Here is a 26,477-nt window from a genome sequence, read left to right as displayed (position 1 = left end):
CGCTACAAATACTTCGTTGTCCCTGATGCGTTGTATCGCGGGCTACTAGATAATCGCGCGCTACGGGGATCAGCGTTGATTGGTCCATTTTTGACTTAGGTAGAGACTTGTCCGATAGCCTCAGGGGAATCATTTTGACCCAGGGGAGTCGGAACAATGCTCGCCAACCTGGCATATAGATAGCTGGCCGTTGGTTTTTTGATCTGTTTTCGGCGAGGGTTGCTCGTGATTGTTAGTCCCTGTAATGCACCAAAATTGTCTGCCAAACGGTTACGAAACGCACTGGTGACGGGCTCCGCCCTGTTTTGCCTGTTCGGCGCGGGTCAACTGTGGGCATTCAGTCTGGACGATGTGTCGGCCAAGGCAAAAGAGCTGGCCGGGCAGAAATACGAAGCTCCGCGCAGCAATCTGCCGAACGAATTCCGCGAAATGAAATTCGCGGACTACCAGAAGATTCGTTTCCGCAACGAAAAAGCCGAGTGGGCCGATCAGAACACCCCGTTCAAACTGTCCTTCTATCACCAGGGTATGCACTTCGATACACCGGTGAAAATCAACGAAGTCACCGCTGACAGCGTCCAGGAAATCAAGTACGACGCGTCGCGTTTCGATTTTGGCGACGTCAAGGTTGATCCCAAGGCCACCGAACAGCTCGGTTATGCCGGTTTCCGTGTGCTGTACCCGATCAACAAGGGCGACAAGCAAGACGAAATCATGACCATGCTCGGCGCCAGCTATTTCCGCGTCGTGGGCAAGGACCAGGTGTATGGCCTGTCCGCCCGTGGCATGGCGATCGATACCGCGCTGCCGTCCGGCGAAGAGTTCCCGCGTTTCACCGAGTTCTGGATCGAACGTCCAAAGCCGGGTGACAAGCACCTGGTGATCTTCGCCCTGCTGGATTCGCCACGCGCCACCGGCGCCTACCGCCTGATCCTGCGCCCGGGCACCGACACCGTGGTCGACGTCAAGTCCCAGATGTTCCTGCGCGACAAAGTCAGCAAGCTGGGGGTTGCCCCGTTGACTTCCATGTTCCTGTTTGGCGCCAACCAGCCATCCAAGGTCCTGAACTACCGTCGCGAACTGCACGATTCCAGCGGCCTGTCGATCCATGCCGGCAATGGCGAGTGGATCTGGCGCCCGCTGAACAACCCTAAACACCTGTCGGTCAGCAACTTCACCGTGGAGAACCCGCGTGGGTTCGGCCTGCTGCAACGCGGCCGCAACTTCAGCCACTACGAAGACCTGGACGACAACTACGACAAGCGCCCAAGCGCCTGGATCGAGCCTGAAGGCGACTGGGGCAAGGGTTCCGTCGACCTGGTCGAGATTCCGACCGCCGATGAAACCAACGACAACATCGTAGCGTTCTGGAGCCCGGCCGAACTGCCGGAAGTCGGCAAGCCGCTGGATGTTGCCTACCGCCTGCACTGGACCCTGGACGACGCCGCGTTCCATTCGCCGGACAGCGCCTGGGTCAAGCAGACCCTGCGTTCGACCGGTGACGTGAAACAATCCAACCTGATCCGTCAGCCCGACGGCAGCGTGGCGTACCTGATCGATTTCGAGGGCCCGTCCCTGAAGAAACTGCTGCCGGACGCGCCGGTGCGTAGCCAGGTGAGTGTGGGTGACAACGCTGAGCTGGTTGAAAACAGCGTGCGCTACAACGAGCACACCAAAGGCTGGCGCCTGACCCTGCGCATGAAGATCAAGGATCCCGGAAAACCCACCGAGATGCGTGCGTCCCTGGTGCAGGACATCGTGCAGCCTGAGCCTGAGCAGGTTTCGACCCAAGTGCTCAAGGCCGACAAGGTCCTGGCCAAGCAGCACGAGAAACAGGCCAAGAAAGACGCGAAAGACAAGGACGCCAAGCAGCCAGAAGCTGCCCCAGCCACACCGGAGCCGATCAAGACCGAGCAAGTCCTGACCGAAACCTGGAGCTATCAGTTGCCTGCCGATGAGTAATTCTCAAGCCCAGCCAGAGACTCTGTCCGAGTATCTGGCGCATCTCCCGATGACCGCTGAGCAGCGTGCCGAACTGGCAGGCTGCACATCCTTCACCGAACTGCACGAGCGTTTGTCGTCTTCGACCTTCGATGCGCCCGTCGACGCCGCCCAGGCGTCGGTCGGCCGCCGGTTGACCCTCAGCACGGCCGAAGAGCTGCAAGACGCCGAAATGCTGGTGCTCGACGCCAGCGGCCGCGTGTGCCTCAAGGCCACGCCGCCGATTCGTCGCACCAAGGTCGTACCGGAGCCATGGCGCACCAATATCCTGGTGCGCGGCTGGCGTCGCCTGACTGGCCGAACCAACCCGCCGAAGCCGCCGAAAGACGAGCGCGTGCTGCCGGCGGCGCGCTGGCGCACCGTGGGGTCGATCCGTCGCTACATCCTGCTGGTACTGATGCTCGGCCAGACCATCGTGGCCGGCTGGTACATGAAAGGCATCATGCCGTACCAGGGCTGGTCGCTGGTCGACTTTGACGAGATCCGCAACCAGACCCTGTTGCAAACCGCCACCCAGGTCCTGCCTTACGCCCTGCAAACCAGCATCCTGATCATGTTCGGGATCCTGTTCTGCTGGGTTTCGGCCGGTTTCTGGACCGCGTTGATGGGCTTCCTTGAACTGCTCACCGGTCACGATAAATACCGTATCTCCGGTAAAAGTGCCGGCAACGAGCCGATTCCCAAGGATGCACGCACCGCGCTGGTGATGCCGATCTGCAACGAAGACGTGCCGCGGGTATTCGCTGGCCTGCGCGCCACGTTCGAGTCGGTCGCGGCCACGGGTGACCTGGACCGCTTCGATTTCTTCGTGCTCAGCGACAGTAACGACGCTGACATCTGTATCGCCGAGCAACAAGCCTGGCTGGACGTGTGCCGCGAAGCCGGTGGCTTCGGCAAGATTTTCTATCGCCGCCGTCGCCGTCGCGTCAAACGCAAGAGCGGCAACCTCGACGACTTCTGCCGTCGTTGGGGCGGTGAATACAAGTACATGGTGGTGCTCGACGCCGACAGCGTGATGAGCGGTGAATGCCTGACCAGCCTGGTGCGCCTGATGGAAGCCACGCCGGATGCCGGGATTATCCAGACCGCGCCACGGGCGTCGGGCATGGACACCCTGTATGCGCGCATGCAGCAGTTCGCCACCCGCGTCTATGGCCCGCTGTTTACGGCTGGCCTGCACTTCTGGCAGTTGGGTGAATCCCACTACTGGGGTCACAACGCAATCATCCGCATGAAGCCGTTTATTGAACACTGCGCCCTGGCGCCGTTGCCAGGTAAAGGTGCGTTCGCCGGTGCGATCCTGTCTCACGACTTCGTCGAAGCCGCGCTGATGCGTCGTGCCGGTTGGGGTGTGTGGATTGCCTACGACCTGCCGGGCAGCTATGAAGAACTGCCGCCGAACCTGCTGGACGAACTCAAGCGTGACCGTCGCTGGTGCCACGGTAACCTGATGAACTTCCGCCTGTTCCTGGTCAAGGGCATGCACCCGGTACACCGTGCCGTGTTCCTGACCGGTGTGATGTCCTACCTGTCGGCGCCGTTGTGGTTCTTCTTCCTGGTGCTGTCGACGGCCCTGCTGGCGGTGAACACCCTGATGGAGCCACAGTACTTCATGGCACCGCGCCAGTTGTACCCGCTGTGGCCGCAATGGCATCCGGACAAGGCGGTGGCGCTGTTCTCCACCACCATTGTGTTGCTGTTCCTGCCAAAGTTGCTGAGCATCATCCTGATCTGGGCCAAGGGCGCGAAAGAGTTCGGCGGCAAGTTCAAGGTGACCCTGTCGATGTTGCTGGAGATGCTGTTCTCCATGCTGCTGGCGCCGGTGCGCATGATCTTCCACACCCGTTTCGTACTGGCCGCGTTCCTCGGCTGGGCCGCGACCTGGAATTCGCCGCAGCGTGACGACGACTCCACCCCCTGGGGCGAAGCGATCAAGCGCCACGGTACCCAGACCTTGCTCGGCTTCCTGTGGGCACTGCTGGTGGTGTGGTTGAACCCAAGCTTCCTGTGGTGGCTGGTGCCGATCGTGGGGTCGTTGATGCTGTCGATCCCGGTATCGGTGATTTCCAGCCGGGTCAATCTGGGCCTCAAGTCCCGCGACGAAAGCCTGTTCCTGATCCCTGAGGAATACAATCCGCCGCAGGCGTTGCTGTCGACCGAGAAGTACACCCACGAAAACCGTTGGCACGCCCTCAATGATGGCTTCATACGTTCGGTGGTCGACCCGCAGCAGAACGCCCTGGCCTGCGCCCTGGCGACCTCGCGTCACCGTGAGGCGGAGCCGATCGAGTACCTGCGTGGCGAGCGTGTTCGTCATGCGTTGAAAGTCGGCCCTGCCGGCCTCAACAACGCTGAACGCTTGGCCCTGCTCAGCGACCCGGTCGCCCTGGCTCGCCTGCACGAGCAGGTCTGGAACGATGGGCACGCCGAGTGGTTGGCCGCTTGGCGTAACTCGATCAAGGCCGACCCGCACGCCCCGTTGCTACCGTTGCAACCGGTGGTGTCCCAGGCTCAACCGGCCTGATGCTGAAGCCCTCAGGGGGTTACCCTGAGGGCATTCACGGCGTCTTCCTACAGCGCCCTCTGTTGCTCCAACCCCTTGTTATTTCGAAACAAAAGACCCCTGTCCAAGGCGTATTGCCGCGGCGACGGGTGGGTTAGCATCGCCCCCCAATCTGACTCGACCACCCAGGTTTACGCGCACTGGCGCTGTAGCGGGTTGTCGTGTGCTCAATGGAACGGGGGTATCTCATGATCAAAAGGTGTTTGTGTGCTGTGTTGCTGGGTGTCATCGGGTTCTTATACGGTGCTCCGGCCAACGCTGGCGCCATCGACGACGCGGTTCAACGAGGGGTATTGAGGGTCGGCACGACGCCCACCTACGTGCCCTTCGAAATGACCGATAAGCGTGGGCAGATCGTCGGCTTCGAAATCGACTTGCTCCAAGCCATGAGCAAGGCCCTGGACATCGAGCTGGAGATGGTGCCGGTGCCCTATACCGAACTGCTGCCGGGGCTGATGCAAAAGCAATACGACCTGATCGGCAGCGGCATGACGGTGACTCAGCAGCGCAACCTGAAATTGAACTTCAGCGACTCTTTCATCATTGTCGGCCAGACCGTGTTGCTGCATCCCGACCTTGCCGGCAAGGTCAGCAGTATCGAAGACCTGGATGATGCCGGTTATCGAGTCGTCGCCATCGAGGGGACGACCGGTGAGTTGGCCGCCAGGCGATTTCTGGGAGCGGCGCGGTTACGCACGTTCCCGACGCCGGAAGAAGGCGTGCGTCAGGTGGTAGAGGGCAAGGCCGACGCTTTTATCCACGATGCGCCTTACAACCTGATCGCCATCGCCAAGCCCGAAAACAGCTCGCTGTTGGCCCTGGAGCAGCCTTTCACCTATGAGCCACTGGCGTTCGGCCTGAAAAAAGGCGATTACGACAGCCTCAATTGGATCAACCATTTCCTGAACCAGGTGGCCCAGGACGGGACCTACGATCGTCTGTATGACAAGTGGTTCAAGGACACCGCCTGGATGGCGGAAGTGTACTGAAGTCATAACTGCTTACACATCAATCAATGGCTATTGCCAGGTGGCGAAGTGTCTGCCTCTGCGCTTTGCTGCACCGTTGTAGGGCGTTTCTGACATACCCCGACAACAAATCCCGGTGAAACCTTTGTGACAGGCATCGAGTGGGTTAGGATCGCACCCCGAAATGGTGCAGCCCTTTTGCGCGCCGACCTCATAAGAATGGTTCAGGGGACTTGATGATGAAAAAGTATCTTTCGATGCTGCTGCTCGGCGTCACCGCGCTGGTCGCGGCCAATGCGGCCCAGGCCGGCGCGATCGATGATGCGGTCAAGCGCGGCACGTTGAAAGTCGGCATGGACCCGACCTACATGCCGTTCGAAATGACCGACAAGCGCGGTGAAATCATTGGTTTCGAAGTCGACATTCTCAAGGCCATGGCCAAGTCCATGGGCGTCAAGCTGGAGCTGGTGTCCACTGGCTACGACGGCATCATCCCGGCGTTCCTGACCGGCAAGTTCGACATGATCGGCAGCGGCATGACCCTGACCCAGGAACGCAACCTGCGCCTGAACTTCAGCGAACCCTTCATCGTGGTGGGCCAGACCCTGCTGATTCGCAAGGAGCTGGAAGGCACCATCAAGTCCTACAAAGACTTGAATGACGAGAAATACCGCCTGACCTCCAAGCTCGGCACCACCGGCGAGATGGTTGCCAAGAAGCTGATCTCCAAGGCCAAGTACCACGGCTATGACAACGAGCAGGAAGGTGTGCTGGACGTGGTCAATGGCAAGGCCGATGCCTTCGTGTATGACGCCCCGTACAACGTCGTTGCCGAGAAAAAAGTCGGCAACGGCAAGCTGGTGTTCCTGGAAGAACCCTTCACCTTCGAACCGCTGGCGTTCGGTCTGAAGAAGGGCGACTACGACAGCATCAACTTCATCAACAACTTCCTGCACCAGATCAAGAACGACGGCACCTACGATCGCATCCATGACAAGTGGTTCAAGAGCTCCGAATGGCTCAAGGACATGGAATAACGCTGTAGTGCTTTGGTGCGACGGCTTGATGTGGTGAGCGGGCTTACTGTGGCGAGCGGGCTTGCCCCGCGTTGGGCTGCGAAGCAGCCCCAAAAACCTCAGGCCACGGTCCAGCTGAAACAGCGCGGCGATCTTAGTGGGGCTGCTTCGCAGCCCAACGCGGGGCAAGCCCGCTCGCCACAACAAGCCCGCTCAGCACAGTAAGCCCGCTCGCCACAGAGCAAGCCCGCTTGCCACATCAGGTGCGCGTACCCCGATTCTTTTGGATGTTGAGTAATGAAACAGAAAAAAGCCCAATGGCCCTGGCACCTGCTGACCGTGGTCGTGCTGGTCGGCCTGGCGGGCGCCTTGTACTACGCCACCTCGCTGATGTCCTACGAATGGCGCTGGAACCGTGTACCGCAATACTTCGCCTACCAGGCCGAAGAGTCCCAGCGCGCCGCAGACATTTCCACCGTCGTTGAACTGGTGCGCAAAGGCGATGTGGCCGAAGTCACCCTGCGCAACGATGCCGGCGTCGAACAACGCGTGAGTGTGGCCGGCAACAGCCTGCAAGTGGCGCGCGGCGATGATGTGGCCGAAGGCGATGTCATCGGGGTTAACCGCCATTGGGCGTTGGGCCCCTTGATGTGGGGCTTGTGGACCACGTTGTGGCTGTCGGTGGTGTCCGGGATTCTCGGCCTTGCGATTGGCCTTGCCACCGGTTTATGCCGGCTGTCCAATAATCCGACCCTGCGCGATCTGTCGACGATCTACGTCGAACTGGTGCGCGGTACGCCGCTATTGGTGCAGATCTTCATTTTCTATTTCTTTATCGGCACGGTGCTCAACCTGTCCCGGGAATTCGCCGGGATCGCCGCGCTGTCGCTGTTCACGGGCGCCTACGTGGCGGAAATCGTCCGCGCCGGCGTGCAGTCCATTACCCGTGGCCAGAACGAGGCGGCTCGCTCCCTGGGCCTGAGCGCCAGCCAGTCGATGCGCCATGTGGTGCTGCCGCAGGCCTTCAAGCGCGTGCTGCCGCCGCTGGCCGGGCAATTTATCAGCCTGGTGAAAGACACCTCGCTGGTCTCGGTGATCGCGATTACCGAGCTGCTCAAGAGCGGGCGCGAAGTGATCACCACCTCGTTCTCGCCGTTTGAAATCTTGTTCTGCGTCGCAGGCCTGTACCTGCTGATCAACCTGCCGCTGTCGAAAATGGCCAGCCGGCTTGAGCGGAGGCTCGCACAAAGTGATTGAAGTCCGCGATCTGGTAAAAGTCTTCGACACCCGTGGCCATGTGGTGCGCGCGGTGGACCATGTGACCACCCAGGTGGCCAAGGGCGAAGTGCTGGTGGTGATTGGCCCGTCAGGCTCGGGCAAGTCCACGTTCCTGCGGTGCCTCAATGGTCTGGAAGAGTTCGATTCGGGCTCGGTCAGCATCGATGGCCTGCAACTGGCCGACCCGAAAACCGACGTGAATGCCTATCGGCGTGAAGTCGGCATGGTGTTCCAGCACTTCAACCTGTTCCCGCACATGACGGTGCTGGAAAACCTCTGCCTGGCGCAAAAAGTCGTGCGCAAGCGCGGCAAGAAGGAGCGCGAAGCCAAGGCCCTGGCACTCCTGGAAAAGGTCGGCATCGCGCAAAAGGCCAATGAATTTCCGTCGCGCCTGTCCGGCGGCCAGCAGCAGCGGGTGGCGATCGCCCGTGCCCTGGCGATGGAACCCAAGGTGATGCTGTTCGATGAGCCCACCTCGGCCCTCGACCCGGAAATGGTCGGCGAAGTGCTGGACGTGATGAAGACCCTGGCCCTGGAAGGCATGACCATGGTTTGCGTCACCCATGAAATGGGCTTTGCCCGTGAAGTGGCAGACCGTGTGTTGTTCTTCGACCACGGCAAGTTGCTCGAAGATGCGTCACCGGCGCAGTTCTTCGACGCGCCGAAAGACCCGCGTGCCCAGGCGTTCCTGCGCCAGGTGTTGTAGCGCTGATGGTTCTTGGGGAAAGGGCTCTGTGTGGTGGGCGAGCACGCTCACTCACCACGCGTGCCGTGAACCTCAGAGCTTGAACTTGCCGACCAACGCCTGCAAATCCAGGCTCAGCCGCGTCAACTGAACGCTCGCCGCCGCCGTTTCCTCACTGGCGGCGGCGGCTTGTTCGGTCACGTCCCGTACCTTCAATACGCTGCGATTGATCTCCTCGGCCACCGCGCTTTGCTCCTCGGCGGCGGCGGCTATCTGTGGGTTCATTTCCTGGATCACCGATACCGTGCGCGCGATGGCCGCCAGCGCGTCGCCCGCATCGCGGCTCAGGCCAACGCTGAAGTCGGTCAAATTGCGGCTGCTGTCCATGATGTCTGCCACCTGCCGGGTGCCGTTGTTCAGGCCAAGGATCAGCCCTTCGATTTCCTCTGCCGACGCCTGGGTGCGCTGGGCCAGGCTGCGTACTTCATCGGCCACCACGGCGAACCCTTCACCGGCATTGCCCGCACGTGCCGCTTCGATCGCCGCGTTCAACGCCAGCAGGTTGGTCTGTTGGGACACCGACTTGATCACATCCAGCACACTGCCGATCTTGCTGCTTTCCTGCTGCAGCGTCAGCATCGCTCGACTGGAGAGCGCCATTTCATCGGCCAGTTGGCCGATCTGTTCGATCACCTGCGCAACCACTTTGTCGCCTGCGTGGGCCTGGTGGTCTGCCTCGATGGCCGCGAGGGAGGCTTGTTCGGCATGCCGTGCGACCTCCTGGGCCGTGGCGAGCATTTCGTTCATGGCGGTGGCGACCTGGTCGGTTTCAACTTTCTGGTGGTTCACGCCGGTCCGGGACTGCTCGGTCACGGCGGACAGTTGCCCGGCCGCGCTGGCAATCTGTCGGGCGCTGTCACCAATACCGCTGATCAGGTGGCGCAGGTTACGGGTCATCTGCCCGATGCTGTGCTGCAACTGGCCCAGTTCATCCCGGCGTTCCACCTCGGCGGTGTGGCGCAGGTCGCCCTCGGCGATGCAATTGGCGGTGATCAGTACCTGACGCAGGGGGGCGGCAATTTGTCGGGCGATCCCCCAGGCGGCCAGTGAGCCTAGCAACAAGGCGCCGAGGGTCACGCTGATCAGCAGGCGGCGTGTATTGTCCGCCTCTTTGTCGCGTTTGAAGGTCTGGCCCTCTATCACCTGTTCGCTTTGTTCGAGCAATTGGTTGAGCAGGTGTTCAAGCCGGTCCTGGACCGTCTCCGTGGCCACTTGGGCCTCCTTGAGTTTGATCAACTGCGCGCGATAGGCGGCCACGTCTGTCTTGAGCAAGGCCGAGTCCACGGGCAGGCTGGTCACGGCCGCATGCGTGACGTCCAGGGTGTCGAGGGTCCGGCCCACCCCTTCGGCGTACGCATCCAGTGAATCGGCGGCCCAGGCAGGCGCCTGGGCGCGATCCTCGGCCCGTGCCATGGCCTGGCGCAGGTTCTCGATGGCGTCGAGGGCCTGCTGGTCATTCTGGTCGGGCAGGTCGCTGGCCACTTGGGTGAGGGTATCGCTGGCCTGGAGGCTGGACTGGTGCAGGGAGGTGTGGGTGGCTTCTCGCTGTTCGATCAGGGGCGGTAGCTCTGCCAGGCCGGTCTTGAAGCCGATCACCAGGCGCTCCGCTTCCTGAATGCGCTGCAAGTCGGCCGGGGCGAGCAGATGGTTTGCCAGATAACTCAGGTGTTGGCCGATTTGCTCGATCCGCGTGTTCATGGCGTCGAGGCTGGCAGTGTCCGTGAGGGTTCGATACACGATACGGTCGGCGCGCACCGCTTCGGCGGCCGCAGTGAGTTGACCCAGGACCGTCAGGTTGGCTGAGCGGAAAAGCGCGGCATTCAAGGCTTGCCAGCCGGTTGCGGCGATGATGAGGCTGAGGATCAGCACTTGGCCGAACCCCAGGGCGAGCTTGAGGCGGACGCTGGCATTGGCCAGCAAGCGGATCAGCCGAGGAAACATGGTGAACCTCCGAATCGGAATAAACGCTTCGTTAGAAACGCTAAAACGATTCGAGGTGATGGCGGGCTGATAACTGCGTAGGAAATTTCACAAGTAGTCGTGTGGCGGCGACCTGGAGGGGGCGCCGCGCACGACCGCTCAGATGCGGAAGCGTCCGACCAGGGTTTGCAGGTAGTTACCCAGGCGCGCGAGTTCGGCACTGGACGCGGCCGTTTCTTCACTGGCGGCGGAGGTCTGCTCGGACACATCGCGCACGTTCAGTACGCTGCGGTTGATCTCCTCGGCCACCGCGCTTTGTTGCTCGGCCGCCGTGGCGATCTGTGAGTTCATCGTCTGGATGGTCGACACGGTGCGAGTGATGCTCGCCAGGGCGCTGCCGGCCCGGCGGGTCAGCTCGACACTGCTGTCGGTGAGCCCACGGCTGTTGTCCATGATGGTCGCCACTTGCTGGGTGCCGCTTTGCAGGCCGACGATCAGTTCTTCGATCTCTTCGGTGGACTTCTGGGTGCGTTGGGCCAGGCTGCGCACCTCATCGGCCACCACCGCAAAACCACGCCCGGCCTCGCCGGCGCGCGCCGCTTCAATGGCGGCGTTCAGGGCCAGCAGGTTGGTTTGCTGGGCCACCGACTTGATCACGTCGAGCACGCTGCCGATCTTGTCGCTTTCGCGCTTCAGATCGCCCATGGCCACCGTGGAATTACCGACCTCCGTGGCCAGGCGCTCGATCTGGGCGATGGCTTCACCGACTACCTTGTCGCCTTCGCGGGCCTGCTGGTCGGCGGCTACGGCGGCTTCGGAGGCTTCTTCCGCGTTGCGGGCGACTTCCTGCACAGTGGCCGCCATTTCGTTCATGGCCGTGGCCACCTGGTCCGTCTCGACTTTCTGGCTGTTGACCCCGGCGCTGGTTTGCTCGGTGACGGCCGAGAGCTGCTCGGCAGCGCTGGCAATCTGGGTGACGCCTTCGCTGATGCCGCCGATCAATTCGCGCAAGCCGACGGTCATGCTTTGCATGGCGCGTTGCAGTTGGCCGAGTTCGTCCTGGCGCTCCGACGTCAGGTTTTGGCTCAGGTCGCCCGAGGCGACGCGCTCGGCCAACTTGAGGGTCTGGCTCAGCGGGATGATGATCTGGCGGGTAATGGCCCAGGCGGCGACCAGGCCGAAGATCAACGCCAGCACGGTGGCCAGCAGCAACAGGTACTTGGCTTGTGCAGCGTCGGTGTCACGCACCACGGTCTGGGAGGCCGTGAGTTTTTCGCTATGGCTGAGCAGGATATCGCCCTGGGCACCCATGGCCTTGAGTGCTGCCGCGCTGGCCACCTGGGAGTCACGGTACTGGCTGACGGCCGCGCGATAGGCTTGCAGCGAGACGCTGGCCTGTTGCAGGTTGGCCTGGTAGTTGGCCGGCAGTTGGCCTTCCAGCTCGGTGATTTTTTTCAGGGCGTTGTCGATGGCATCAAGGGCCGGTTGCTCGGCTTCGACCTTGGCGCTGTAGGTGTAGCCGCGCACTTGGAAGCGCGCTTGCTGGATCAGCTTGCTCAGGCTGACCACGTTGTTGAACTGGGTGACGCTGTCGCCTTGCAGCAGGGATTTTTCGACTTCGCCTATCTTGAGCACGGCATTGTCGGCGGTATCGCCCAACTTGCTGCGCGCGTTTTCGCGATTGGCGCCGGCTTGTGCCATGTCGTTGAAGGCCCGCTTGTACTGCTCCACGGCCGCCAGTTGCTCGTCGATCAGGGCGACGTCGGCCGGTTGTTCGATCAGGGTGCGGGCGGTCTTCAGGCCGCTGTCGAGCTGGTTCAGCAACTCGCTGACAGCGCTGGTGCCTTGCTCGCCACGGCGCATTTCGTAGTCCAGGCGGGCCAGACGCAGGTCTTTGGTCAAGGCATTGAGGCTGGAGATATACCCCAGTTTGTCGCCACGACTGATCACATCACCCAGGCCGGTCCAGCCAGTGAAGGTGATCACCAGCGTCAGCAGCAGTACCAGACCAAAGCCGACGCCCAGTTTGGTTTTGACGCTGACATTCCCCAGCTTTTCGGCTAACCAACGATACATGCTGCGAACTCCCCTGGAGCAAAGCTTAGATTTATTCAGGGGGTATCGGCCTGCAAACGGGATTCTGTAGCGCCGTGGTGCGACTGTGGGAGGGTCGTGTGGTTAGAAGAGGCGGGCGAGCAGGGCAGTGACGGCGGTTTCCACGCGCAGGATGCGAGCGCCCAACTGCACCGGCTGCAGGCCGGCCTTGGCCAGCAGATCCACCTCGTAGGGAATCCAGCCGCCCTCCGGGCCGATGGCCAGGGTGACCGGCTCGTCCAGGGCACGCGGGCAAGGCGGATAGTCGCCGGGGTGGCCGATCAGGCCGAGGGTGCCTTGCGTCATGGCTGGCAGGCGGTCTTCGACGAATGGCTTGAAACGTTTTTCGATGATGATTTCCGGCAGCACCGTGTCCCGAGCCTGCTCGAGACCGAGGATCAGTTGCTCGCGAAGCGCCGCAGGCTCCAGGAACGGGGTTTGCCAGAAGCTCTTCTCAACCCGGTAGCTATTGAGCAGTACCACTTTCGGCACACCCATGGCCGCCACGGTTTGCAGCACCCGACGCAGCATCTTCGGGCGCGGCAGGGCGAGCAACAGGGTCAGGGGCAGTTTGGCCGGGGGCGGCAGCTCGAAGCTGACTTGCAGCTCGGCCTCACGGGCGTCCAGGCGCAGCAGTTGCGCATTGCCCATCAGGCCGCCGATGCGCCCCACGCGCAGGTTGTCGCCCACCGCCACACGGTGGACGTCCTGCATATGCACCAGGCGCCGATCACGCAGCACCACCCGGTCGGCCGCGATAAAGTCGGCCTCCTCCAGCAGCAGCAGGTTCACGGCTGGGTCGCTGGCGGCTGGTCATCGTCGGCGGGTTGGTCATCCGGGTGCTCGCCCCGCTTGCTGATCAGGCCGCTGAACAGGATGCCAATCTCGAACAGCATCCACATCGGCACCGCCAGCAGGGTCTGGGAGAAGATGTCCGGCGGCGTCAGGATCATGCCGACCACGAAGCAGCCGATGATCACGTACGGGCGGACCTTCTTCAGGTACTTCACGTCGACTACGCCGATCCATACCAGCAGCACCACGGCCACGGGGATTTCGAAGGCCACGCCGAAGGCGAAGAACAACGTCATCACGAAGTCGAGGTAGCTGGTGATGTCGGTCATCATCTCCACGCCAGCGGGGGTGGCCGCGGCGAAGAACTTGAAGATCAGCGGGAACACCAGGAAGTAGGCGAATGCCATGCCGGTATAGAACAGCAGGATGCTCGACACCAGCAACGGCACGGCGATGCGCTTCTCATGCTTGTACAGCCCTGGTGCGATAAAGCCCCAGATCTGATGCAGGATCACCGGGATCGCCAGGAACAGCGAGACCATCATCGTCAGCTTCAACGGCGTCAGGAACGGCGACGACACATCGGTGGCGATCATCGTCGCGCCGGCCGGCAGGTACTGGCGCAAGGGCGTGGAGACGAAGGTGTAGATCTGCTGGGTGAAGGCGAACAGCCCGGCGAAGATCACGAAGATTGCCGCTACGCAACGCAGCAGGCGGGTACGCAGCTCGGTGAGGTGCGAGACCAGCGGCATATGCTGGTCGTTTTCCGGTTTATCAGCGCTCATGGGGCTCGCGGCGGCAATGTAGGGTCATGGGGAGCGGGCGACGCCACGGGCGCCGGCGCTGGCTCTGTCGGGGTAGCGGTCGGGCCTGGCGCGACCGGTGTGGCTTCGGTCGCTGCGGGTGTGGGCGCGATGCTGTGCTCGGCCACAGGCTCCACCGGTTTGGCCGGCTCCTGCACCGGCGACAGAATTTTGCGCGCCTCTTGCTCCAACGACAGGATGTGTTCGTTGTGCAGTTGGCGGCGGATTTCATCGGCGCCGATTTCCCGTTCAACTTCCTGTTTGATGGCGTTGAAACTGCGTTTCAGGCGCCCGATCCACAGGCCGGCCGTGCGTGCGGCACCGGGCAGGCGTTCCGGCCCCAGCACCAGCAAGGCCACGAGGCCGACGAGGAGCAGTTCAGAGAAGCTGATACCAAACATTAGTCAGTGCTCACGAGTCTTTGCGGGTCGGCTCTTCGACTTTTTCAGCCTGCACGTCGAAGGTACGACGCTCGGTAATCGGCTGGGCGGCCTGCGGGTGGACAGGCTGGGCCGGCGGCACCGGGTTGACGACGGGCTCGGCCGGTTTTTCGTCGTCGTTCATGGCCTTGCGAAAGCCCTTGATCGACTCGCCGACGTCAGTGCCGAGGTTTTTCAGTTTCTTGGTGCCGAACACCAGTACCACCACCACCAGAATGACGATCCAGTGTTTCCAGTCAAAAATGCCCATGCTGCAATTCCTCGTTGAAAGTTATTCAGGCGGACGGGCGCGAGGCCTTTTCGGCATGCCCGGACAGGCCGAAGCGACGGTCCAGTTCATCCAGCACGGCCTGTGGGTGCTGCCCCAGTTGGGCGAGCATGACCAGGCTGTGGAACCACAGGTCGGCGGTTTCGTAGATCACATCGCTGCAGTCGCCGCTGATCTCGGCATCCTTGGCAGCGATGATCGTCTCGACGGATTCTTCGCCGAGTTTTTCCAGGATCTTGTTCAGGCCCTTGTGATACAGGCTCGCCACATACGAGCTGTCGGCGTCCGCGCCTTTGCGGTCTTCCAGCACCTGGGCCACACGGTTCAGGGTATCGCTCATGTTCAGTGTCCTGCCGAATAAATGGCGTGCGGGTCTTTGAGTACCGGTTCCACCACCTTCCATTCGCCGTTCTCGAACACGCGATAGAAGCAGCTGTGGCGGCCGGTGTGGCAGGCAATGCCGCCGATCTGCTCGACCATCAGGATCACCACGTCGGCGTCGCAGTCGAGGCGTATCTCGTGCAGGGTCTGCACGTGCCCGGACTCTTCGCCCTTACGCCACAGTTTGCCACGCGAACGTGACCAGTAAATGGCGCGCTGCTCGGCGGCAGTGAGGCTCAGGGCCTCGCGGTTCATCCAGGCCATCATCAGCACGCGCCCGGTCTTGTAGTCCTGGGCAATGGCCGGCACCAGGCCGTCACTGTCCCACTTGATCTCGTCCAGCCAGTCTTTCATCGTTCGGCTCCGGCAATTTGCGACAGTGTATAACCGGATCGGCTATCGACGCACGATCAGATAAACACCCACGGCGACCATGATCCCGGCCGGCCAGTGGCCCAACTCGTTCAATGGCCCGCCGATGGCCAGCATCACCCCGCCCACCAGGTGCGCGGCCCCCAGCAAGCGCAGGAACCAGTCATCCTTGCGCTGTTGCCACGGTGGCGACGGGTCCTTGGCGTGGGGCTGGGACATGCGCTCCAGCAGGTCGCGGGTCATATTGGCCAAGTGCGGCAGCTGTTCGACCTGGCTTTGCAGGTTGCCCAGCAGGGTTTTCGGGCTGACGCGCTCGCGCATCCAGCGTTCGAGGAACGGTTGTGCGGTGTTCCACAAGTCGAGGTCCGGGTACAGCTGACGGCCCAGGCCTTCGATGTTCAGCAGGGTTTTCTGCAAAAGAACAAGCTGCGGCTGCACTTCCATATTGAAGCGTCGCGCGGTCTGGAACAGGCGCATCAGCACCTGGCCGAAGGAAATATCTTTTAACGGTTTTTCGAAGATCGGCTCGCAAACGGTACGGATCGCCGCTTCGAATTCATTGAGCTTGGTTTCTGCCGGTACCCAGCCCGAGTCGATGTGCAACTGCGCCACGCGGCGGTAGTCGCGCTTGAAGAAGGCGAACAGGTTGCGCGCCAGGTAATCCTGGTCTTCCGGGGTCAGGCTGCCGACGATGCCGCAGTCGATCGCGATGTACTGCGGGCTCCACGGGTTGACGGTGCTGACGAAGATGTTGCCTGGGTGCATGTCGGCATGGAAGAAGCTGTCGCGGAACACCTGGGTGAAGAAAATTTCCACGCCACGCTCGGCCAGCATTTTCATGTCGGTGCGCTGGTCGGCCAGGGTGGCGAGGTCGGTGACCTGCACGCCGTAGATACGCTCCATTACCAGCACTTTCGGGCGGCACCAGTCCCAGTAGACTTGCGGCACATACAGCAGCGGCGAACCTTCGAAATTGCGCTTGAGCTGGCTGGCGTTGGCCGCTTCGCGCAGCAGGTCGAGCTCGTCGTAGATGGTTTTTTCGTAGTCGGCGACCACGTCCACCGGGTGCAGCAGGCGCGCATCGGCAGAAAAGCGTTCAGCGGCGCGGGCGAGGATAAACAGCCATGCCAGGTCCTGGCCGATGATCGGCTTGAGGCCCGGACGGATCACCTTCACCACCACTTCTTCGCCGGTCTTGAGTTGCGCGGCATGCACTTGTGCCACCGAGGCCGAGGCCAGGGGCTCGACGTCGAAGCGGCTGAACACGTCGCTGATTTTCTTGCCCAGCTGCTCTTCGATCAGCTTCATCGACTGCTGCGAATCAAACGGCGGCACGCGGTCTTGCAGCAGCATCAGTTCGTCGGCGATGTCTTCGGGCAGCAGGTCGCGGCGGGTCGAGAGAATCTGCCCGAACTTGATAAAGATCGGCCCCAGGTCCTGCAGGGCCAGGCGCAGGCGCGCGCCACGGCTCAGTTCCAGCGGCTTGCGCGGGAACCAGCGCCACGGCAGCATATAGCGCACCGCCAGCAGGAACCAGGGGAGAGGCAGGGCGAACAGCAGGTCATCGAGGCGGTAGCGGATTACGACGCGCTGGATACGAAACAAACGGCGGACGGCGAGCAGCTTCATGCGTTATCGCTTGGATCAAGGGAACGGCTCAGGCGCTCGAAGCGTGCCTCAAGGCGTTCCAGGTCGATTTTGGCCTTGTCGAGTTCGCGAAAGCGCGCTTGCGCTTCCCGTTGTCCGACCAGGGTGCGCGATTCTTCGCTCAGGTATTCGGCGAGGTTCTGGTTGAGGCTGGCGAACCCCTGCTGGTACCAGCGTGCGCGGCTGCGCAGGTGCCCGCTGATCAGTTGGGTGGCGACTGGGCCGATCCATTGTGACAGCTCGTATTCCCAGTCCAGCTCCAGGTCCTGCAGCACGGCGGCCAGGTCCATCAGCACCGCGCTATCGCCTTCCAGCTCCACTTCCGGGCCATGCAGGATGGCGGTCTTGTTACGGCTCAGCGCCAGATGCAACAGGCTGGAGGCCGGCGCGCGCAGGGTGCAGTCGGCCTCGGCAGCCCAGTGGCTGGCAAGCAGCAGGCCCTCATCGCTGGGCAGGATAAACAGCTGCAAGGCAGGGCTGCGGCAGTCGACGGCAATGATCTTGCCGTTCAGGTGCGCGAGCCGTGCCAGGGCAGTGCTGTCCAGGTGCAGTACACGGTTGAGGCCGTGTTCGACGCTGGCGAGAAGACCTTTGAGCAGCATCAGGGCTTGATGCCGCGGTGCAGGGCGACGATGCCCGACGTCATATTGTGGTACGTCACGCGGTCGAAACCGGCCTCCACCATCATCGACTTCAGGGTTTCCTGGTCGGGGTGCATGCGGATCGACTCGGCCAGGTAGCGATAGCTTTCGGCGTCATTGGTGATCAGCTTGCCCATCAACGGCATGAAGGCGAACGAGTAGGTGTCGTAGACCTTGGACATCAGCGCGTTGGTCGGCTTGGAGAACTCCAGCACCAGCAGGCGGCCACCCGGCTTGAGCACGCGCAGCATCGAGCGGATCGCGTCTTCCTTGTGTGTCACGTTGCGCAGGCCGAAGGCGATGGTCACACAGTCGAAATGGTTGTCGGGGAACGGCAGCTTTTCAGCGTCGGCCTGGACGAATTCGATATTGCCGGCCACGCCTTTGTCGAGCAGGCGATCGCGGCCGACCTTGAGCATCGAGCCATTGATATCTGCCAGCACCACCTGGCCGGTCGGGCCGACGAGCTTGGAGAACTTGGCCGCCAGGTCGCCCGTGCCGCCGGCGATGTCCAGCACGCGGTTGCCGGTGCGCACGCCCGACAGCTCGATGGTGAAGCGTTTCCACAGGCGGTGCATGCCACCCGAGAGCACATCGTTCATCAGGTCGTACTTGGCGGCTACGGAGTGGAACACCTCAGCGACTTTTTCCGCTTTCTGGCTTTCCGGGACGTTCTTGAAACCGAAGTGAGTGGTGGGTTCGGCATCGCTGCCTTTGCGCTGATCAGTCATATCGCTGTCACCAAAAGAGAATGCGGGACATGATAATCCCCAAGGCCTGCTTTGTCTTGGCAAGGCTGAAGGTAAGATAGAGGGCCACCGAGACCTTTTGCCGCATGGCGGGTGTTCCAGTCGTTATAAAGAGGAGTCATTGCAATGGCCCGTATTACCGTTGAGCGCGCACATTCCCTGGGTAAAGAAGGCGCACGCGCCAAGGCCGAAAAGTTGGCGAGCAAACTCCAGGAGCAATATGGCCTGGAGCCGTCGTGGTCTGGCGACACCTTGAACCTCAAGCGTTCGGGGGTTAAAGGCACGGTGTGGGTGGCGGATGATTCGCTGCGTATTGATGTGGAACTGGGCCTGTTGATGTCGGCCATGAGTGGCACCATCAAGTCCGAAATCGAGAAAGCCCTGGATAAAGCCCTGGCCTGATCCGATTGCTCTTAGGGTGCCGATTCTAATTTTTCAACCTACTTTGTGCCCAAGCCCTCAACTCCTGTGGGCCGTTCCTCCACCCTATTCTGCGTGAGGTGCACCATGGCCAAAGTTATCCTGAAGAAAAAAATCGACGCTCAGACCACTGCCCTGAGTGACGTTAAAAGCTACGCCCGCAAGATCTGGCTGGCAGGTCTTGGGGCCTACGCCAAGGTCGGAAGCGAGGGCGGCGAGTACTTCAAAGAGCTGGTTAAAACTGGCCAACATGTTGAAAGTAAAGGCAAAAAAGTTGTAGTTGAACAACTTGATGCTGCCAATAGTCAGATTGACCAAGTAAAGAGTAATGTCTCCAGCGTCAAAGGCCTGGTTGAAGTTCAGCTGGATAAAGTTGAAAAAGCTTTTGATACTCGTGTTGCAAGTGCCTTGAATCGAATCGGCATTGCGACTAAACATGACGTGGAGACACTCTCTGCTAAGCTCGAAGAGCTGACGGCATTGCTCGAACGTGTCGCGCGTAAACACTAAGGAGACATCGGGATGGCTGTTAAAAAGACTACTCAGAAAGAAGGCAGCTCGTGGGTCGGGAAAGTTGAAGAATATTCCCGCAAAATCTGGCTCGCTGGTTTAGGCGTTTACTCGAAGATCGACAGTGACGGCAGCAAACTCTTCGAGACGCTGGTTAAAGACGGCGAGAAAGCCGAGAAGTTGACCAAGAGCACGGTGGGTAAAAAAGTTGAAGCGGCGAAGGCAACTGCCGGCTCCGCCAAGTCGAGCATTTCTGACACTTGGGGCAAGTTGGAAGAGACGTTCGATAAACGCCTCCACAGTGCTATTTCGCGGCTTGGGGTGCCAAGCAAAGCGGAATTGAAGGCGTTGCATAGCAAGGTCGATACCCTGACCAAGCAGATCGAAAAGCTCACCGGCGCCAAAGTGACTCCGGTGAAAACCGCAGCCGCCAAACCGGCAGCCAAGCCTGCCGCTAAAATCGCTGCTGCCAAGCCCGCCGCGAAAGCCGCTGCCAAGCCTCTGGTAAAAGCTGCCGCCAAGCCGGCTGCCAAGGCTCCAGCCAAAGCTGCCGCCAAGCCAGCAGCCAAGCCAGCGGCAAAAACCGCAGCGGCCAAACCGGCCGCCAAGCCTGCCGCTAAACCAGTGGCCGCAAAAGTGGCTGCCAAGCCAGCAGCTAAACCTGCAGCTAAACCAGCAGCCAAGGCAGCTGCTAAACCCGCCGCCAAGCCAGCAGCTAAAACCGCAGCCGCCAAACCCGTTGCCAAGGCAGCCACTGCAAAACCTGCAGCCAAGCCAGCGGCCAAACCGGCCGTCGTGAAGAAGCCAGCTGCGGCTAAAAAACCAGCGGCGCCCAAGCCAGCTGTAGCGGCCAAACCTGCCAGTGCACCTGCATCCACTGCTTCCACGGCCAACTCGGTGTCCGCACCGACGCCCGCAGCTGTGGCTCCGACTGCAGTGCCGGTTACCCCGACGCCATCCAGTCAGTCCTGATTTCTTCCGGGACATAAAAATGCCTGACCCGCAAAGGTCAGGCATTTTTTTTGCCCAGGGCGCAGCCGCTTAAGTCGCCATCAGTTGTACGTGATCGATACGGTCACCGCGCTGGCCAGGGTTCCCTGGGTGATCGCACCGATTTTATAGTAGGCCGCGTTGAGCGGTATGACGGCTTTTTTGTTGCTTGTCGCAATCGTCCGGCTGCGCTGAGCGGCGGTGCCGTTGGCAGGGATGGCATCAACAGAGGTCGCACGATGTGCCAGCCAAAGAGCCGTGCCGGCCGACGTTCCGGTATTGGCAAACAGTGCAGCGTTCCCGGTGGATGGGGTGCCGGCGAACAGGAAAACCACGTTGCGGATGTCCGATTCGCAGTCGGCGGATATTTCGAAGTCGTGCGAGCCTGCCGAAGCACTCTTGTCGAAGTCTGAAATCTTGACGGTTGGCAGCGTAATGGTGCGGTTCACATCGCCGGCCGCCAGGTTACAGGTGCCGGCGTTGACCTGGCCGGTAAAACGCAAGGTGCCTGTCGTTGCGGCCTGGGCCGTGATGTGGACAAGGCTCGCCGTAATAACCAGCAGCAGGGGCAGGGGTGGGATCTTCATCGGGTCGTTCTCAGGGTTTCAGTTGTAGGTAATGTTGACGGTGGCGGTACTCACCAGCGTGCCTTGGCTCACCGTACCGTTTTTGTGATAAGCGGCACCGAGCGGCAAAACTGCACGGTTGCCGGAAACCGCCAGCGTGCGCTCGCCATTGATGCTGATGTTCTGGGGCACGCCATTGATGCGTGAGTACAGCCACAATGCGACGCCCTTGGCCGTGCCTGTATTGGCGAAGAGCGCGTTGTTCCCCGATGCGGGCGTGCCGCTGAAGCGGAAGGTGACGTTGGCGGCATTGCTGCAGTTGGCGATCAGTTCAAAGTTGTGTGCGCCCGCATGGACGGCCTTGTCCAAATCGCTGACCTTGATGGCGGGAAGTGTAATCGTGCGGTTTACGTCGCCGGCTGCCAGGTCGCAGGTGGCCGCGGGCCTGATAAAGCGAACCGAGTTGCCCAGCATCAGGGTGAATTTGTCTGGAACGCTGCCCCATCTGTCCGACCAGAGGAACCCGCCAGGCACTGTTCCGTCCGTGACAGGACCGGTTTTGTAGAACAAGGCCTCTGCGGCGATGAAGCTGGGAACCCGCCCAGGGGGTATCGCGCCTGTTTGGCTATGTAACCCAAAGGTTGCGGGGCCTCCATCGGCCCATTTCAATCTGACGTGCAGCCCAACCCCCGGCGCCTCGGTTTGATAAGCGCCTGTTGCCGGGTCTGTTTGGCGTGGGTATCGGCCGATGATTGTTCTCAGGGTCGGCCCGCAATCGGCAAAAAAGGCTTCTGACGTACCGCTGAATGTCTGGCGGGTGATGACACTCCCGACAGGCAGGTTGTCCGGTACGGTGATAGTCGTCGGCATGTTCAGCGTCAGCGTTGCATCGGGATACCGGGTGCATGCCGCTTGCGCGGCGATTGGCAGCGCAAGGGTCGCGAGGGTCGAAACGAGTTTGGTGGAATGTTTCATCTTCAGTCCGCTAGGAGAAATAGAGGGGCTGCGGCAACATGCAGGCTTGCGCCCAATCAACCGCTCGTATGGGTTTTGCAAGTGCCTGCGTCCAGATGGCGCAAACGCGCTGAGCCATTCGCCTTCGGCCCTGTGCCCAGGCGGTATTGCAGCCGGCAAGAGTCCTCGGTATCGCCCCCCCATTTGACGGTTAGCCGCCCCTGCGCACGCGCCACTCGCACAAAGGCTTTACCGCCCTGGCCGACAATGCCGACGCTGGCGCCGTCTTCATCGAATACGTCCGAACCGAACGGCAGTGGGCTGGCATCGTCGCGCAGTGCCGTGATCAAGATGGCTTGACCGCTGACGGTAGCGAACTGCAGCTTCACCACTGAACCGGCACGCGGTGCGACGTTTTGCGCAGCGGTCTTGAGTTCCACATCCACCGATAGGTCTTTGGGGTCGAGTTCCACCGCGTTCTGTCGATACGGCGTGAGGTGGGGCACCACGGCAAAGCCGCTCCGGCCGACCTGGGCGCTGTGGTTGCCATTGATCCGCGCACCCTGGGCATCCGGCGCCTGGACGACACCGATGGTGTCGCCCAGCTCCGGGGCGAAAGTCACGCCCTCTGCATGGGCAACGATACCGCCGGTCATGCCGAGCGACATCGCGCGGTAGGTGTTGCCCTGCCCGAAACCGGCGGACACCACCCCCTGGCTGGTCTGGTACTTCGCGTCAGCGCTCGTCGCCGTACTGGCACCCTGTACCCGGCTGGCCCCTATCCCGTAGGTGAACTCGTTGCGCTCACCCAGAGTGCCGCCCAGGCTCAACCGCTCGCCGTCGCCTTGGTTGCCGCGATACGCGGTGGTGGTCAAGGTCGGTGTGCGTGCGCCGCTGCCCAAGGGCAGGCTCAGGGTCAGCTCCAATTGCTGGTCGATCCGCTCACTGAGTAAGTCCTTGGTGCGCTGGGCGCTGACGGTGTAGTGCAGGCCCTTCCAACTGCCCGTGTACCCAGTGGTGAACGTCAGGTTGCCGCTTTTGCGGTTCCAATAGTTCTGCGACGAGCCGGTAAGGTATATCGATCCGTTGCCCAGGCTTTGATTGAGGCTGATGTCCATCCTGTCGCGCAAACGCGATACGTGCTCCAGGTTGCCTCCGTCTATGGCTAGGTCGCGAACCCGGGCGGCATCGGCAGCGCTCAGGAAACCTTCGGTGGAGTAGCGATAGGCGCCGAGGGCAAAGTGGGTGCCGGTCTCGGTGAAGTTCTTGCTGTAGCGCAACTGCACGCTTCGTCCGTCACGGGACCCGTGGCCCGGCAACGTTGCATTCGAATGGGTCAGGTCAATGGACAGCGCGCCAAACGGGGTATTGAACGCTGTACCCAACAAATGGGACCGGTAGTCTTCGCCCAGCACCGCGCCGGTATAGCCGGTCAGCAGGTTGCTGAGGCCATGTTGGTAAGTGGCTTGCATCAGCTTGGGTGGGTGGCGCAGGCCAATTTCATCCAACTGGCCGACACTCAGTGCGTAACGGTGATAGCCCGTACGCAGCAGGTTGGCGTTGGCGGCGAACGGAACGATGAACTCGCGTTGACGACCATCGGCCTCGGTGATCGTAACGGTCAGATCGCCACCATAGCCGGTGGGAAACAGGTCGTTGAGCACGAAGGGGCCAGGGGCGACGGAAACTTCATCCAGCAACACGCCGCGCTGGCGCACCGTGACCCGCGCATTGGTCTCGGCGATGCCGCGCACGACCGGCGCAAAACCTGTCTGGGAGTCCGGCAGCATCCGATCATCGCTGAACAGGCTGATCCCCCGCAGGCGCACACTGTCGAACAGATCGCCTGGCGTGTAGGTTTCTCCCATCATCAACTGTGACTGGAGCGGGCTCAGTTCCCGCTGCACATAGGTGGCACTGCTTTGGTACTTCGAAGTGGAGTCGGTGCGGTTGAAGCTGGCGTTATGACGCCAGTGCCAATCGCCCAGGTTGAGCCCGGTGTTCAGCCCCAGGTACTGGGAGTCGAGCGAGCGGCCATTCGTACGGGTCACAAACGTGTTGGCGTTGTAGCGTACAAAGGCGGCGTCGATCCCACTGTCCCAATGTTGTGGGTCGACATAGCCCCGCGCCTTGCGCGCCAGGTAGATCTGCGGAACCTGCAGCGCCAGGCGGTTTTCGCCGGCGTCGAACTGGCTGCTGCTGCCCGGCAGGTAGGACGAAATATCATCGCAGCTGGCAAAGGTACGACGCGGTGCTTGAGCGGGTTCGGTGGGTTGATTGTGCGGCGCATCCACCTGGATTCCAAACCGCAGAAGCGCTTCGCGCTCCAGGCACATTTGTGCAGAGTCTCGGCCTTGCACCGCAACGAATGACAGGGTTTCCCGCCCGATCCACTGACCGTTCAGATAAATATCGATGCGGTAGCTTCCGGGCAGAACAACGTTGCCCTGGCTGAACTTTGAAATATCAACCTGTCGGCCTCTGACGGCATCCGGGAAGAAGGCGGGGTTGAATTCGACATTCTCGACAGCGCCTGCACCCCAGGCGTGAGCGCTGGTCAGCAGTATCAGGCCACGCGCCATGAACGGTAATCGACGACGTATCAGGGACCCGTTTCTCACCCTGACGGGCGTGTTCAAACTCATGTTTGGCATTCTCAAAAAAAGGTGCTGTCCGAATGTGGGCAAAGGGAAGCCCTGCCCTGAGCAATGGGCATCAACCGAACGTAGGTAATGAAGTGAGCTGCGTGACCCGCCAGGCGATGGCGGCTCGCGAGGCGGCGGCGTCAGGTGGTCATGTGGAGACCTTGGCGCGGTGAGAGACCGTTACTCCGAAGTCATCCAGCGTCTGAAACTCCACGGTTGCCGCGTTGCCTGGCGGCGACTTGAGGTTGGGCAGTTCAAAACGGCTGCGACCGCCGGGCATCACCATATTCGCGGTGCCTGAGGTGGAGGCCTGGTGGGTAGGGCCGTGCTGGGCCTCGAGCAGTTGGACCTGTTCGAAAGTCACGTAGTAAGGCGTGGGGTTATAGACCTCCAGGACTTGGCCTTGCTCGGTCAATTCGCGACGCCATTGCAGTTTTCCGGGGGCGGCGTCGGCGCCGTAAGGCAGGTTGGGCGGCCGGAAAAACAGCTTGATCCGAGAGCGGAAGGCGAGCTGCAACTGGTTGCTGTGTTCGGGGCCTTGCGATTGGGCGGGTACCTCGAGCACATTGAACCAAAACAGGCTTTCCTGGGCCGACGGCAAGGCCTCTCCCGTATACGCCAGGCGCATGACCTGTTGTTTGCCTGGCTCCATACGAAAAATGGGAGGGGTGGCAATAAAAGGAATGCCGGTCAGGTCCGGTGTCGAGTGCTCGTCGCCCTTGTCCAGCCAGGCCTGGATCAACACCGGTGCCTGATTCTTGCTTTCAAGCCTGACCGTCACCTCCTTGGCGTGCTGCGGGTAGACAATACGGGTGTTGTCGATGACAACACTCGCGTGTGCGGCAGTGCTGCCCGACAGCACGAAAACCAAGGCCATGAACTTGACTGACAAGTATGAAATGGAGCGCGCGTTCATCTGGGTATTCATCTGGCGGCTGGAGGGGCAAGGGGGGCCGAGTGGCGCACGCGGGCACCGAAGTCACTGACGCTGGTGAACTCGACTTCTGCCACATCGTTGGGGCGACTGCGCAGCAGCGGCAGTGCAAACAATTTGATGTCACCGGCCGGCATGAGCAGGCCATCGTTGGCATCCTTGTTTGCCGCTTTGCTGAAGCGTTTGCCGCCGCTCAGCAAGTCAACCGAGGTCAGGGAGATATGGTAGGGCGTCGGGTTGGTCGCTTGCAGCGCATAGCCCTGCTCGTGGGCCACCAGTGCCCATTGCAGTTTTGATGGGGCGCTGCTCACCGGGTAGGGCAATGCATCGGGCCGCAGGAACACGCGCACGCGGGTACGGAACGCCAGTTCGATCTGGTTGTTTTGTTCTGTATTGGCGGTGCGCGGCGGTACTTCCAGCACATTCAGCCAGTACAGGCTTTCGCGATCGGCAGGTGCTGGTTCGCCGGAGTAGCGTAGGCGCAACGCCTGTTGCTGATGCGGCTCAATGCGGAAGATCGGCGGCGAAAGGGTGAACGGCGTTTGCGTTGTGCTCGGTGTTGAGTGTGGATTGCCCGTATCCAGCCAGGATTGCACCAGCGCCGGACGGTCTCCCTTGTTCTCCAGGCGCACGACGACCTCTCGTTGTTCCGCCGGGAAGATCACGCGGGTACCGTAAATAATCACGCCGGCATGGGCTGGGGGCGCCAGCGGTGGGAGCAACCCAAATCCACAGGCTGCAAATGCGAGGCAGACCATTCTTTTCATGGTGTCAGAG

General features: G+C 61.2%; 24 protein-coding genes and 2 pseudogenes. 9 read left to right on the top strand and 17 right to left on the bottom strand.

Translation table 11 applies throughout. The features are described from left to right. Nucleotides 1-225: 225 nt before the first annotated feature. From QU606_RS04845 to QU606_RS04820, 6 genes and pseudogenes are all read left to right on the top strand, one after another. Nucleotides 226-1,962, top strand: coding sequence for a glucan biosynthesis protein G (locus QU606_RS04845; RefSeq protein WP_041161080.1), 1,737 nt, complete (start codon nucleotides 226-228; stop codon nucleotides 1,960-1,962). Then, nucleotides 1,955-4,527: pseudogene (mdoH, locus tag QU606_RS04840) on the top strand (glucans biosynthesis glucosyltransferase MdoH); the annotation flags it as partial. The gene QU606_RS04845 and the pseudogene mdoH, both read left to right, overlap by 8 nt. Nucleotides 4,528-4,752: 225 nt before the next feature. Continuing rightward, a complete protein-coding gene (locus QU606_RS04835; protein ID WP_193690092.1) occupies nucleotides 4,753-5,553 on the top strand; it encodes a transporter substrate-binding domain-containing protein in 801 nt (266 codons plus the stop codon). 218 nt (nucleotides 5,554-5,771) lie between these two features. Next, nucleotides 5,772-6,569, top strand: a complete 798-nt coding sequence (locus QU606_RS04830; protein ID WP_041160821.1) for a transporter substrate-binding domain-containing protein — start codon at nucleotides 5,772-5,774, stop codon at nucleotides 6,567-6,569. A gap of 276 nt (nucleotides 6,570-6,845) precedes the next feature. Further along, complete coding sequence (locus QU606_RS04825; protein ID WP_024072925.1) at nucleotides 6,846-7,805, top strand: amino acid ABC transporter permease; 960 nt, start codon at nucleotides 6,846-6,848, stop codon at nucleotides 7,803-7,805. Then, entirely contained in the window at nucleotides 7,798-8,532 is a 735-nt protein-coding gene (locus QU606_RS04820; protein ID WP_024072926.1) for an amino acid ABC transporter ATP-binding protein, read from the top strand. Before QU606_RS04825 ends, QU606_RS04820 begins: the two co-directional genes overlap by 8 nt. A 72-nt stretch (nucleotides 8,533-8,604) precedes the next feature. On the opposite strand, the gene QU606_RS04815 is transcribed toward QU606_RS04820, so the two are convergent. The 12 genes and pseudogenes from QU606_RS04815 to ubiE form a co-directional block, all read right to left on the bottom strand. Further along, nucleotides 8,605-10,512, bottom strand: a complete 1,908-nt coding sequence (locus QU606_RS04815; protein ID WP_304998157.1) for a methyl-accepting chemotaxis protein — start codon at nucleotides 10,510-10,512, stop codon at nucleotides 8,605-8,607. A gap of 138 nt (nucleotides 10,513-10,650) precedes the next feature. After that, a complete protein-coding gene (locus QU606_RS32820; protein ID WP_370531105.1) occupies nucleotides 10,651-11,364 on the bottom strand; it encodes a methyl-accepting chemotaxis protein in 714 nt (237 codons plus the stop codon). A gap of 144 nt (nucleotides 11,365-11,508) precedes the next feature. Beyond that, nucleotides 11,509-12,567 (bottom strand): annotated as a pseudogene (locus QU606_RS32815) (methyl-accepting chemotaxis protein); the annotation flags it as partial. Between the two features lie 102 nt (nucleotides 12,568-12,669). Further along, complete coding sequence (locus tag QU606_RS04805) at nucleotides 12,670-13,377, bottom strand: 16S rRNA (uracil(1498)-N(3))-methyltransferase (protein WP_024072929.1); 708 nt, start codon at nucleotides 13,375-13,377, stop codon at nucleotides 12,670-12,672. Next, the gene (tatC, locus tag QU606_RS04800; RefSeq protein WP_024072930.1) at nucleotides 13,374-14,165 is read right to left on the bottom strand and encodes a twin-arginine translocase subunit TatC; all 792 of its coding nucleotides are present in this window, start codon (nucleotides 14,163-14,165) and stop codon (nucleotides 13,374-13,376) included. The genes QU606_RS04805 and tatC overlap by 4 nt, the downstream gene beginning before the upstream one ends. After that, nucleotides 14,162-14,584 carry a Sec-independent protein translocase protein TatB gene (gene tatB, locus QU606_RS04795; protein WP_024072931.1) on the bottom strand — a complete coding sequence of 141 codons (423 nt, stop codon included), beginning with the start codon at nucleotides 14,582-14,584 and terminating at the stop codon, nucleotides 14,162-14,164. Before tatB ends, tatC begins: the two co-directional genes overlap by 4 nt. A 10-nt stretch (nucleotides 14,585-14,594) precedes the next feature. After that, complete coding sequence (locus tag QU606_RS04790; protein ID WP_024072932.1) at nucleotides 14,595-14,873, bottom strand: twin-arginine translocase TatA/TatE family subunit; 279 nt, start codon at nucleotides 14,871-14,873, stop codon at nucleotides 14,595-14,597. Between the two features lie 25 nt (nucleotides 14,874-14,898). Beyond that, the gene (locus tag QU606_RS04785; RefSeq protein WP_024072933.1) at nucleotides 14,899-15,231 is read right to left on the bottom strand and encodes a phosphoribosyl-ATP diphosphatase; all 333 of its coding nucleotides are present in this window, start codon (nucleotides 15,229-15,231) and stop codon (nucleotides 14,899-14,901) included. Nucleotides 15,232-15,233: 2 nt separating this feature from the next. After that, a complete protein-coding gene (hisI, locus tag QU606_RS04780) occupies nucleotides 15,234-15,626 on the bottom strand; it encodes a phosphoribosyl-AMP cyclohydrolase (RefSeq protein WP_024072934.1) in 393 nt (130 codons plus the stop codon). A 42-nt stretch (nucleotides 15,627-15,668) separates the two neighbouring features. Beyond that, a complete protein-coding gene (ubiB, locus tag QU606_RS04775) occupies nucleotides 15,669-17,273 on the bottom strand; it encodes a ubiquinone biosynthesis regulatory protein kinase UbiB (RefSeq protein ID WP_304998156.1) in 1,605 nt (534 codons plus the stop codon). Continuing rightward, entirely contained in the window at nucleotides 17,270-17,893 is a 624-nt protein-coding gene (locus QU606_RS04770; protein ID WP_024072936.1) for an SCP2 domain-containing protein, read from the bottom strand. Before QU606_RS04770 ends, ubiB begins: the two co-directional genes overlap by 4 nt. Continuing rightward, the gene (ubiE, locus tag QU606_RS04765) at nucleotides 17,893-18,663 is read right to left on the bottom strand and encodes a bifunctional demethylmenaquinone methyltransferase/2-methoxy-6-polyprenyl-1,4-benzoquinol methylase UbiE (protein ID WP_003171186.1); all 771 of its coding nucleotides are present in this window, start codon (nucleotides 18,661-18,663) and stop codon (nucleotides 17,893-17,895) included. The genes QU606_RS04770 and ubiE overlap by 1 nt, the downstream gene beginning before the upstream one ends. Before the next feature lie 144 nt (nucleotides 18,664-18,807). On the opposite strand from ubiE, the gene QU606_RS04760 reads away from it, so the two are divergent. The 3 genes from QU606_RS04760 (at nucleotide 18,808) to QU606_RS04750 (ending at nucleotide 20,583) form a co-directional block, all read left to right on the top strand. Continuing rightward, a complete protein-coding gene (locus QU606_RS04760; RefSeq protein WP_024072938.1) occupies nucleotides 18,808-19,083 on the top strand; it encodes a polyhydroxyalkanoic acid system family protein in 276 nt (91 codons plus the stop codon). Between the two features lie 105 nt (nucleotides 19,084-19,188). After that, entirely contained in the window at nucleotides 19,189-19,611 is a 423-nt protein-coding gene (locus QU606_RS04755) for a phasin family protein (protein WP_024072939.1), read from the top strand. Nucleotides 19,612-19,623: 12 nt separating this feature from the next. Further along, nucleotides 19,624-20,583: a phasin family protein gene (locus tag QU606_RS04750; protein WP_304998155.1), complete on the top strand. Its 960-nt coding sequence runs from the start codon at nucleotides 19,624-19,626 to the stop codon at nucleotides 20,581-20,583. Nucleotides 20,584-20,663: 80 nt separating this feature from the next. On the opposite strand, the gene QU606_RS04745 is transcribed toward QU606_RS04750, so the two are convergent. The 5 genes from QU606_RS04745 to QU606_RS04725 all read right to left on the bottom strand — a co-directional run bounded on the left by QU606_RS04745 (nucleotide 20,664) and on the right by QU606_RS04725 (nucleotide 26,467). Continuing rightward, the gene (locus tag QU606_RS04745; RefSeq protein WP_024072941.1) at nucleotides 20,664-21,188 is read right to left on the bottom strand and encodes a fimbrial protein; all 525 of its coding nucleotides are present in this window, start codon (nucleotides 21,186-21,188) and stop codon (nucleotides 20,664-20,666) included. An 18-nt stretch (nucleotides 21,189-21,206) separates the two neighbouring features. Continuing rightward, nucleotides 21,207-22,142, bottom strand: coding sequence for a fimbrial protein (locus tag QU606_RS04740; RefSeq protein ID WP_069075071.1), 936 nt, complete (start codon nucleotides 22,140-22,142; stop codon nucleotides 21,207-21,209). A 56-nt stretch (nucleotides 22,143-22,198) separates the two neighbouring features. Further along, nucleotides 22,199-24,703 carry a fimbria/pilus outer membrane usher protein gene (locus QU606_RS04735; RefSeq protein ID WP_370531086.1) on the bottom strand — a complete coding sequence of 835 codons (2,505 nt, stop codon included), beginning with the start codon at nucleotides 24,701-24,703 and terminating at the stop codon, nucleotides 22,199-22,201. Between the two features lie 211 nt (nucleotides 24,704-24,914). Then, nucleotides 24,915-25,682 carry a molecular chaperone gene (locus QU606_RS04730; protein ID WP_069075069.1) on the bottom strand — a complete coding sequence of 256 codons (768 nt, stop codon included), beginning with the start codon at nucleotides 25,680-25,682 and terminating at the stop codon, nucleotides 24,915-24,917. A gap of 8 nt (nucleotides 25,683-25,690) precedes the next feature. Continuing rightward, the gene (locus tag QU606_RS04725) at nucleotides 25,691-26,467 is read right to left on the bottom strand and encodes a molecular chaperone (protein ID WP_304998153.1); all 777 of its coding nucleotides are present in this window, start codon (nucleotides 26,465-26,467) and stop codon (nucleotides 25,691-25,693) included. Between the last annotated feature and the right edge of the window lie 10 nt (nucleotides 26,468-26,477).

The sequence above is a fragment of the Pseudomonas sp. OVF7 genome (assembly GCF_030644265.1).
GTDB lineage: Bacteria > Pseudomonadota > Gammaproteobacteria > Pseudomonadales > Pseudomonadaceae > Aquipseudomonas > Aquipseudomonas gorinensis.
Note: the sequence above shows the minus strand (reverse complement) of the source record. Positions and strands in the feature narration are given on the sequence as shown.